Raw genomic sequence first — 9,418 nt, 5'->3', positions numbered from 1 at the left:
AAAGAAGCTGCCCTTTTGGGACAGCCTCAACAAAAAGAGCAACGTATTAGTTGCTCTTTTATTATTTTAAACCTTCAGCAGCTTTTAAAACAGTTTCTTTCAATCCTAATTTGTAATCAATCATTTTTTGTAACAACTCTGCATTTTGACTTGCTAAAATTTGCACTGCCAATAAACCTGCATTTTTAGCACCGTTTAAAGCTACGGTTGCAACAGGAACACCGCCTGGCATTTGCAGGATAGACAAAACCGAGTCCCAACCGTCTATAGAGTTAGAAGATTTTACAGGAACACCAATCACCGGCAGCGGACTCATACTTGCTACCATTCCCGGTAAATGTGCTGCACCACCTGCTCCGGCAATGATAACATTGATTCCGTTTTTGTGTGCGTTGGTAGAAAAATCGACTAATTTCTCCGGAGTTCTGTGTGCCGATACAATATCTACATGCGTTGCTACTCCAAATTCGTTTAATATGTCTATGGCTTGTTGCATTACCGGCATATCCGAAATGCTACCCATTACTACTGCTACTTTCATTTTTTGTTTAGTTGTTTATTTTTTTATTACCCTGCAAGGTCTTTAAGACCTTGTAGGTATCGCTTCATTTGAAATCTATAGCTACAAGGTTTCCAAAACCTTGCAGCAAATAAAATTTATACATTAAAACCTTGTAATTCTTCTTTTAGCCATTGGTCAATTTCATTTTCAGCTTCTTCATTAGTAATATAATTACCATTTTTATATTCCTTTCTTGCTTCTGCAACTCGATTTTCTTGATCTGTAGATAATTCATACAAACTCTCTTCTAGTTCAAAATCTTAATTTCCTTAATTACCCGAACTTCTTTTAATTCGGTGATTCTGCTGATTATATCTAGCTTTAATTGTAATTCTGAAGTGCTCATTTGTAGAAATTTATATTAAAGTTACTAAAAAATATTAAAACTCATTGTTATTGCATTTCTATTATTTTCCAATTTTCATTAGGTTCTTTTTCCAAATAAACACTTACGTTGATATCTTGCTTGTTTCCTAAAACTTTAATTTCAAGTTGTGCTTGTCCATAACCATTTGCAGAGTTTATACTTCCTGTCGGAATCATTCCGTACCCTTTTATTCCTCCTGTTTCAGATATTATTTGTTCATTTTTTTCTATTTCAGTAACAGAAACTTTATAAGCTTCCGAATTTTTCATGGTATTACCAACGATAAAAAATAAAAGAAAACCAAATGATATTGCTGCTCCAACAATAATTAAAATTCGTGGTAATTTTGAAGGTTTATTAGGGTTTTTAACAACGATAGTATTTGCAGCTTTATCACCCAACCTTTTCTTATCGCTACTTGTTGCAAGTACAATGAATTCAACTGGCCAAATAATAAGCAGCACATTTCTTAGTAATAGTCTGCCGTATGAAGGAATTTTATTTGAATCTTTTTCATCACGAACCATAATTCCCATAGCCCATTTACCAATGCTATTGCCTTTAAAAGTATCTTTCGAAAAATATAAAAGCATGCCGGGAATGATTATTGAAAATAGTGTAATTACAAATTTACCCGGATTATCTTCTTCAATAAAATTCGAACCTAAAGCAATAAACGCTAAAGAAACTATTAAAGAAGTCATTATAAAATGATCTATAATAAAAGCGGAAATTCTTCTTTTACGACTAGCTATTAGAAAAATTTGTTCTTGTTGCATTTTTGTTCCGTTGTTTATTTTTTTATTATCCTGCAAGGTCTTTAAGACCTTGTAGGTATCGCTTCATTTGAAATCTATAGCTACCAGGTTTTTGAAACCTTGCAGCAAATAAAAGTATTCTGATTTGTCTTAATACTTAATACAGCTATCTTGATTCTACTTTGAAATCACTCTAATGGTTTCTTTAACCTGTTGGGCAACTTTACGTGCTTCGGTCATGTTTTCGTTTACAATGGTAACATGTCCCATTTTTCGGAACGGACGTGTTTCGCGTTTTCCGTAAATATGCGGAGTTACCCCATCAATTGCCATAATTTTCTCGATGTTTTCATAAACAACATCACCTGAAAAACCTTCTTCGCCCACCAGGTTTACCATAATTCCGGCAACTTTACTGGCTGTATTTCCCAGAGGTAAATTCAAAATAGCACGAATATGCTGTTCGAATTGTGAAGTATAACTCGCTTCGATAGAATAATGACCGGAATTATGCGGACGCGGTGCTACTTCGTTTACCAAAATTTCGTCATCTTTGGTTTGGAACATTTCCACTGCTAACAAACCTACGTGGTTGTAGGCTTTAGAAACTTTTAAGGCAATTTCACGGGCTTTTTGAGAAACCGTTTCATCAATACGAGCCGGACAAATCACGTATTCTACCTGATTCGCTTCGGGATGAAATTCCATTTCTACCACCGGATAGGTTTTAATTTCGCCCGATGCCGAACGAGCCACAATAACCGCCAGTTCATTTTTAAACGGAATCATGGTTTCAGCAATACATTCGGTTTCGGGTAAAGTATCTAAATCTTCTGTTTTTCGAACAACTTTTACACCGTTTCCATCGTAACCACCTTCGGTTGCTTTCCATACAAAAGGGGTTTTAACCGAGCCGTTTTCTACTTCTGCTTTTAAGGCTTCTAAAGTAGAAAAACGTTTGTAAGGTGCGGTGGGAATATTGTGTTGCGTATAAAAATCTTTCTGATTGCCTTTGTTCGAAATCAATCGCAGTGTTTTTGGAGAAGGATATACTTTTTTACCCTCGTTTTCCAAAGTTTCCAAAGCTTCCAGATTCACGTTTTCAATTTCAATAGTTAAAATATCGACCTGATTTCCCAGATCTATAACCGTTTGATAATCGTTTAGTGAACCCTGAAAAAACTTTGTAGCTCCGAATTGGCAAGGCGCTTCGGCACTTGGATCCACTACATATGTTTGAATATCGAACTTTCGGGTTTCGGTCAGCATCATTTTACCTAATTGTCCGCCACCTAAAATTCCTAATTTAAAATCAGAAGAAAAATAATTCATTGTTGTTTTATTGTTGAGTTGTTTATCTGTTTAATCGTAATGGGCAAAGATACTGTTTTTCAATTTTAATGAAAATAAATGTCACTAATGAAAAATGCTGTTTTTTTAATTCTAAGTAGTTCGTTTTTAATCTTTAACTTAAAAATCAGTTGTTTTAAATAATAAACAATGTTATATTTAACATTATTTTAAAATAAAATACTATGAAAAAAACAGTACTCTTTTTAGCAACACTGTTGTTAACAGGCTATTTTGTCACGGCACAAGTGTTGTACAGTGAAAATTTTGACAATTTAACCTTAGGCAATGTAGGAACCGACCCCACAGGACAAACACCCGGACAAAGTGGTTGGCATACACGGTCTTATGACCAAAGTAATAATTATTTCAAAATTGTTTCAGAACCCGGAAGAGGGAAAGTAATAGAATTAATAACTCCACAAAGCCAAAATATTACACATAATGCCTTACAAAAAAGAGGAGTAGATACTTTATGGAATAACAGAACTCCCGGAAACGATGTCTTAAAAATTGAATACGATTTTTTTACCGGACCTTATAACGTAGATAAAAGATCTATTTATGCATTATATATGTCAATAAACAATGACGACCCTTTAAACCCTACTAACAATATAATTCATATTGGGTATGCACCCAATACAGGAGTGCTTAATATTACTGCAAATGCAGTTGCCGGAAGTTTTTATTATATCTCTACACAACAACTTTCTGCTTTTACAGACAACACTTGGGTAAGGTTGATTGTGTATATTGACTATCCCAATCAAAAGATATATTTCAGTCTGCCTTCGATAGGAGTACTGATGGTACACGATGCACCAAATGTTATTCCTCCTGTTAATTCTTTATTATTTATAGCAGGAACTAATGGACTTACCCCTTCTTTTTTATCATTTTATAAATTCGATAATTTTGTTGTTTCAGCTGTTAACACCGTACCTTTAAGTACACAAAGTTTTATTTCGTCTAAATTCAATGTGTTTCCAAATCCTGTCAATGATGTAGTTACAATAACTAATAATGAAAACATTAACATAGAGCAGGTAGAAGTTTTTGACGTAAGTGGTAAAGCTATTCAATCACAAGCTTTTAATAATGACAACGAAGTACAGTTAAATATTAAAGATCTGGCATCGGGTACTTATATGTTGCATATAAAAACCGCAGAAAGTACAGTGGTTAAAAAAGTAATAAAGAAATAAATAAACTGCGTTTTAGGTACTTGTCTGTTGGCAAGTTTTTTTGTTTTTTAAAAGACGATATTCGCTATTAATTTAATAACCAATTGCATTAAATAATAAAAAGCAGTATATTTAACATTAATTTAAACAAAATACAATGAAAAAAAAACAAACTATTTATTGCAGCTTTTTTATGTGTATCACAGCTAACGACCGCACAAGTGCTCTACAGTGAAAATTTTGACAATTTAACTTTAGGCAATGTAGGAACCGACCCCACAGGACAAACAGCCGGACAAGGTGGTTGGTACACCTTTTGCGATACTAACCCATCAGATGTAAATAATAATTATTTTAGAATTGTTTCGGAAGCTAATAAAGGAAAAGTTTTAGAATTAGAAGGTTTATCAAATAGCGGATTAAATTATATACAAAAAAGAGAGATTGATGTTTTATGGAATACCAGAACACCCGGAAATGACATTTTAAAAATTGAGTATGACTTTTTTACTGGAGATAATACAAATGTTACAAATTCATATCATCATTTTTGCATCAGATCTGACAATAATTTTGATTATGTTTCATCATCTTTAGGTTTTTTTTCCTATTTACAACAACTAGAAGTTGTTAACTTTGGTGCTTTTAGTACTTGTAATAACATTACAAATGGCTCAATCACTTTACCAAAAAATACTTGGACAAAATTAATTTACTATTTAGATTTTCAAAATAAAAAAGTGTACTTTCATATCCCTACATTAAACTTAATTGTGAGATGTAATCTTGCTTCTAATTCAATAGCTAAATCTTTCTTTTTCTTATTAAGAGGCTCAGGTATTGCCTTATATAAATTCGATAATTTTGTTATTTCAGCAGTTGATACGCCCCCTTTAAGTGTTCAAGATTTCATTTCCAATAAATTTAATTTATACCCAAGCCCATCAAAAAATATAATTAATATTACAAACAATGAAAATATCGGAGTGGAACAAGTAACTATTTTTGATGTAAATGGTAAATTAGTAAAAACTAAAGTGTTTAATAAAGAACATAACGTACAAATAAATGTTTCGGCATTTGCTGCTGGAACCTATTTATTACACATTTATAGTGCAGATGGTATCGCTATTAAGAAAATTATTAAAGAATAGATTCTAAATTACGGTAATATATGTGTTTATGATTTTTGCTTATGCAAAAGTTTCAATATTTTTCTTCCGCGACTTAAAAACGATGGTTCTTGCAACAGTAAATTTTGCTCGATAAGTGCTATTAGTTGTTCTTTAATCCAATCTTCTTCATCAACTAAAAAATAGAGAATATGAATAGCGTTTACTCGGGTTGCCACTGCCGATGGTAGAATCATCCAATCGAACATGGTGTGCACAATCTGTTGTTTTTGTTCTTTATTGTAAATGTTTTTATTGTTTTTTAATTGATGGAATATCGTTCGGGAAACACAACGTTTGCTAGATTCGTGGGTTTCGTTCAACGCTTTTTCCAGATACAGATCTAAATAATCGTTCAAATAATCAATATGGCGTTCTACCAGCATATCCAATGCGTGATAAAGCACAATTTTCTGATTGTTATCAACCGAATAAATCGCCTTAATAAATTCATTTGCAGGGATATTCTGATCTAAAATATGATTCATAGCCAAAATCCGGCTTTGTGTGCTCAAGTTGTGGTGATGCGTTGAAAAATAAGTAATTACATCCATATAAAATTATTAAAAAGGAAATTTATGCTAAAAATAAAAATATATTTGGCAAAACTGCGAATAAACTTTAATTAAAGTACACGTATTCGTATATTTGCACGGTAAAATAATAAGTAGCAATGATCGCAATAGTTTTATTTGGAAAACCGGGTGCCGGAAAAGGTACACAGGCCGAATTTTTAAAAGAAAAATACAATTTAACACATATTTCAACAGGTGATGTTTTTCGTTTCAATATCAAAAACGAAACAGAATTAGGTAAAAAAGCACAGGAATTTATCAATAAAGGAGAACTGGTTCCCGATTCAATTACTATTGATATGCTTAAAAAAGAAGTTGAAAAAAATATGGATAAAGCAGGTTTTTTGTTTGACGGATTTCCAAGAACCATTGCACAGGCCGAAGCTTTAGACGCATTTTTACAATCAATTAATTTACAAGTTACCGCAACGGTTGCTTTAGAAGCAGACGATGAGGTGTTGGTGCAGCGTATTTTAGAACGCGGAAAAACATCGGGCAGGGCAGATGATCAGGACGAAACGAAGATTCGTACACGTTACGAAGAATACAATGAAAAAACGGCTCCGCTGATTGAATATTATAAAAATCAAAACAAATATTACGCAGTAAACGGTATTGGATCTATTGCAGAAATTACCGACCGTTTAAGTACGGTTATCGATCGTTTTTAATGTCAAAAAAAAAATAATTTTAAATAATCTTACTCTTTTTTTGTAATTTAGGGTAAGATTTTTGCATTTAATAAATCAAACAAAGCACATTGGAAATTTTAATTATTTTTATTTTGATCATCTTAAACGGTATTTTCTCCATGTCAGAAATGGCGTTGGTTTCTTCCAGGAAAAACCGTTTGGAAATGGCAGCAAAAAAAGGAAGCAGCAGTGCCAAAGCAGCATTAAAGCTGGTTGAAGAACCAAACAATTTTTTGTCAACCGTACAAATAGGTATTACGCTAATAGGTATTTTAACCGGTATTTATTCGGGCGATAAAATAACCACCGATTTAAAATTTTTTATTTCTCAAATTCCATCGTTACAACCTTACGCCTCGTCGTTAAGTGTTGGTGTGGTGCTGGTTTTACTTACTTTTTTTACATTGATTTTAGGCGAGCTGGTTCCAAAACGATTAGGATTGAATTATCCCGAAACCATCGCAAAAATGGTTGCACTACCCATGACATTTATCTCAAAAGTTGCGGCACCGTTTGTTTGGCTATTGACGAAATCGTCTGATTTGTTATTGAATATTTTAAACATAAAACCAACAGCCGACGGAAAGGTAACAGAAGAAGAAATACGATCAATAATTAAAGAAAGTACTGAAGTAGGAGAGGTACAGGAAATTGAACAAGATATTGTAGAACGCGTTTTTAATATTGGCGATTTAAAGGTAAATGCCTTAATGACGCATCGCAAATCGGTTATGTACCTTGATTTTGAAGATACCATTCAAGAATTAAAAGACAAGGTAACAGAAGATTTACATTCTTTTTATCCGGTTTGTGAAGGCGGATTAGACGAAGTAATTGGTATTGTATCGTTAAAAGACTTGTTTTTGCTGTTCGAAAATCAAAAAACAGATTTAAGGTCTATTCTTAAAGAGCCCACGTTTTTCATTGAACACACATCGGCCTATAAGGCATTAGAACAATTTAAAGCGACTAAAAACCATTACGCACTGGTTTCCGATGAATATGGTGTGATTCAGGGAGTGATTACCTTAAACGATATTTTAGAATCGTTGGTTGGCGATGCTTCTGAATTTTACGAAGAGGAATTTAAATTAGAAGAAATAGGCGAAGGCGAATGGATTGTCGATGGATTTTATCCGCTGCATGATCTGCTTTCGTATTTTGAATTAGATGAATTAATGCCCGATTATGATGTAACAACCGTAAGTGGTTTGGTAATGAAAGAATTATCTTACATACCAAAAACAGGCGAAAAATTAATTTGGAATAAAATGGAGTTTGAAGTGTTGGCTTCAAACGGAGGAAAAATTGATAAAATAGGTATTAGCCTGTTAAAAGATTAACTGATTATTTAAATTAAATACCACATATTTGAGTTGTTGAATTTAACATATCGTCACTTCGAGTAACGTAGTGAAAAGTATCGGGAAGTAGAAAAGTTCTCGACACGCCCGAACTGACGAAGTTTTTCAATAATAAAATTGGTACAGGCTCACAGATAATCATTAAAGTAAAGAACAATGACAGAAGGAAATTTTGTAGATTACGTAAAAATATATGTAGCATCTGGTAAAGGTGGTAAAGGATCATCTCATTTACACCGTGAAAAATTTATTGAAAAAGGTGGTCCCGACGGGGGTGATGGTGGTCGTGGTGGTCACGTAATAGTTCGTGGTAACGAAAGCTTATGGACATTGCATCACTTGCGTTTTGAACGACACATCAAAGCAGGTCACGGCGGCGATGGAGGAAGTTCGCGCAGTACAGGTTCCGATGGCGAAGATCGTTATATTGAAGTTCCGTTGGGAACTGTGGTAAAGGATAAAGAAACAGGGGAATTTTTGTTTGAAATTACCGAAAACGGTGAAGAAAAAATTTTGGCAAAAGGCGGTAAAGGCGGGTTAGGTAACTGGCATTTTCGTTCATCGACCAATCAAACGCCGCGTTACGCACAACCTGGAATCCCTGGCGAAGAACTGGATATTATTTTAGAATTAAAAGTATTGGCAGATGTTGGCTTGGTAGGCTTTCCAAATGCCGGAAAATCAACCTTGCTTTCGGTATTAACATCGGCAAAGCCAAAAATAGGTGACTATCCGTTTACAACTTTAAAACCTAATTTGGGAATTGTAGAGTATCGCGATTTTAAATCGTTTGTAATCGCCGATATTCCCGGAATTATTGAAGGTGCTGCTGAAGGAAAAGGTTTAGGACATTACTTTTTACGACACATCGAGCGAAATTCTACCTTGTTGTTTTTAATTCCTGCCGATGCAGACGATATTAAAAAAGAATACGACATTTTGTTAAATGAGTTAAGAAGATATAATCCCGAAATGCTAGATAAAGACCGTTTAATAGCCATATCAAAATGCGATATGTTAGACGATGAACTAAAGGCAGAACTCAAACAGCAATTAGATAAAGATTTTGAAGGAATACCTTATTTGTTTATCTCATCGGTCGCTCAGCAAGGCTTAACTGAATTGAAAGATAAATTATGGCAGATGTTGAATTAAAAAAAATCCCTAAACTTTAGGGATTTTTTATTCTTAATCACTACTAACCGACTAACTTTTCAAAATTAAGGAGCTTCCCATTGTGGTTAGCTCCTTTTTTCATATTTTGGTTTTACGACAAATCAAAAATATGAGCAATAAAGATACAGAAAAGAAATTAGTCGGTCAGCCGATTTTCAAACAAATCATCAATTTTATTCCAAAAGATAAATTTGATATGCTTGTCTACAAGCATA

Annotated in this window: 10 protein-coding genes; 5 read left to right on the top strand and 5 right to left on the bottom strand. The window is 33.6% G+C overall.

Translation table 11 applies throughout. The annotated features are described in order from the left end of the window. Nucleotides 1–61 precede the first annotated feature (61 nt). The 4 genes from purE to BLW20_RS13840 form a co-directional block, all read right to left on the bottom strand. Nucleotides 62–541 carry a 5-(carboxyamino)imidazole ribonucleotide mutase gene (gene purE / locus BLW20_RS13850; RefSeq protein ID WP_091102601.1) on the bottom strand — a complete coding sequence of 160 codons (480 nt, stop codon included), beginning with the start codon at nucleotides 539–541 and terminating at the stop codon, nucleotides 62–64. Between the two features lie 116 nt (nucleotides 542–657). Continuing rightward, a complete protein-coding gene (locus BLW20_RS14740) occupies nucleotides 658–801 on the bottom strand; it encodes a hypothetical protein (protein WP_177165106.1) in 144 nt (47 codons plus the stop codon). A gap of 154 nt (nucleotides 802–955) precedes the next feature. Further along, on the bottom strand, nucleotides 956–1,708 hold the full coding sequence (locus tag BLW20_RS13845; RefSeq protein ID WP_091102605.1) for an RDD family protein: 753 nt from the start codon (nucleotides 1,706–1,708) through the stop codon (nucleotides 956–958). Nucleotides 1,709–1,864: 156 nt separating this feature from the next. Next, nucleotides 1,865–3,019, bottom strand: coding sequence for a 5-(carboxyamino)imidazole ribonucleotide synthase (locus tag BLW20_RS13840; RefSeq protein WP_091102598.1), 1,155 nt, complete (start codon nucleotides 3,017–3,019; stop codon nucleotides 1,865–1,867). 203 nt (nucleotides 3,020–3,222) lie between these two features. Between BLW20_RS13840 and BLW20_RS13835 the strand changes: the two genes are divergently transcribed. Both BLW20_RS13835 and BLW20_RS13830 read left to right on the top strand, forming a co-directional pair. Then, the gene (locus BLW20_RS13835) at nucleotides 3,223–4,245 is read left to right on the top strand and encodes a T9SS type A sorting domain-containing protein (RefSeq protein WP_091102594.1); all 1,023 of its coding nucleotides are present in this window, start codon (nucleotides 3,223–3,225) and stop codon (nucleotides 4,243–4,245) included. Between the two features lie 200 nt (nucleotides 4,246–4,445). After that, nucleotides 4,446–5,378: a T9SS type A sorting domain-containing protein gene (locus BLW20_RS13830; protein WP_177165105.1), complete on the top strand. Its 933-nt coding sequence runs from the start codon at nucleotides 4,446–4,448 to the stop codon at nucleotides 5,376–5,378. Nucleotides 5,379–5,404: 26 nt separating this feature from the next. On the opposite strand, the gene BLW20_RS13825 is transcribed toward BLW20_RS13830, so the two are convergent. Continuing rightward, a complete protein-coding gene (locus BLW20_RS13825; RefSeq protein WP_091102588.1) occupies nucleotides 5,405–5,950 on the bottom strand; it encodes a hypothetical protein in 546 nt (181 codons plus the stop codon). A gap of 119 nt (nucleotides 5,951–6,069) precedes the next feature. Here BLW20_RS13825 and BLW20_RS13820 point away from each other — a divergent pair, with 119 nt between their 5' ends. The 3 genes from BLW20_RS13820 (at nucleotide 6,070) to obgE (ending at nucleotide 9,182) form a co-directional block, all read left to right on the top strand. Then, nucleotides 6,070–6,642 carry an adenylate kinase gene (locus BLW20_RS13820; protein WP_091102585.1) on the top strand — a complete coding sequence of 191 codons (573 nt, stop codon included), beginning with the start codon at nucleotides 6,070–6,072 and terminating at the stop codon, nucleotides 6,640–6,642. Nucleotides 6,643–6,731: 89 nt separating this feature from the next. Then, nucleotides 6,732–8,006: a hemolysin family protein gene (locus BLW20_RS13815; protein ID WP_091102582.1), complete on the top strand. Its 1,275-nt coding sequence runs from the start codon at nucleotides 6,732–6,734 to the stop codon at nucleotides 8,004–8,006. A gap of 177 nt (nucleotides 8,007–8,183) precedes the next feature. Then, the gene (gene obgE / locus BLW20_RS13810; protein ID WP_091102578.1) at nucleotides 8,184–9,182 is read left to right on the top strand and encodes a GTPase ObgE; all 999 of its coding nucleotides are present in this window, start codon (nucleotides 8,184–8,186) and stop codon (nucleotides 9,180–9,182) included. Nucleotides 9,183–9,418 lie beyond the last annotated feature (236 nt).

The sequence above is a fragment of the Paenimyroides marinum genome, from assembly GCF_900108395.1.
Taxonomy (GTDB): Bacteria; Bacteroidota; Bacteroidia; order Flavobacteriales; family Flavobacteriaceae; genus Flavobacterium; species Flavobacterium marinum.
The sequence above is the reverse complement of the archived record's forward strand: the minus strand, read 5'-3'. Positions and strand labels throughout refer to the sequence as shown.

What these genes read in the sequence shown, in the direction of transcription:
- BLW20_RS13840 (WP_091102598.1), bottom strand. Translation starts at nt 3,019, where the DNA reads ATGAATTATTTTTCTTCTGATTTTAAATTAGGAATTTTAGGTGGCGGA.
- purE (WP_091102601.1), bottom strand. Translation starts at nt 541, where the DNA reads ATGAAAGTAGCAGTAGTAATGGGTAGCATTTCGGATATGCCGGTAATG.
- obgE (WP_091102578.1), top strand. Translation starts at nt 8,184, where the DNA reads ATGACAGAAGGAAATTTTGTAGATTACGTAAAAATATATGTAGCATCT.
- BLW20_RS13835 (WP_091102594.1), top strand. Translation starts at nt 3,223, where the DNA reads ATGAAAAAAACAGTACTCTTTTTAGCAACACTGTTGTTAACAGGCTAT.
- BLW20_RS13825 (WP_091102588.1), bottom strand. Translation starts at nt 5,950, where the DNA reads ATGGATGTAATTACTTATTTTTCAACGCATCACCACAACTTGAGCACA.
- BLW20_RS13845 (WP_091102605.1), bottom strand. Translation starts at nt 1,708, where the DNA reads ATGCAACAAGAACAAATTTTTCTAATAGCTAGTCGTAAAAGAAGAATT.
- BLW20_RS13820 (WP_091102585.1), top strand. Translation starts at nt 6,070, where the DNA reads ATGATCGCAATAGTTTTATTTGGAAAACCGGGTGCCGGAAAAGGTACA.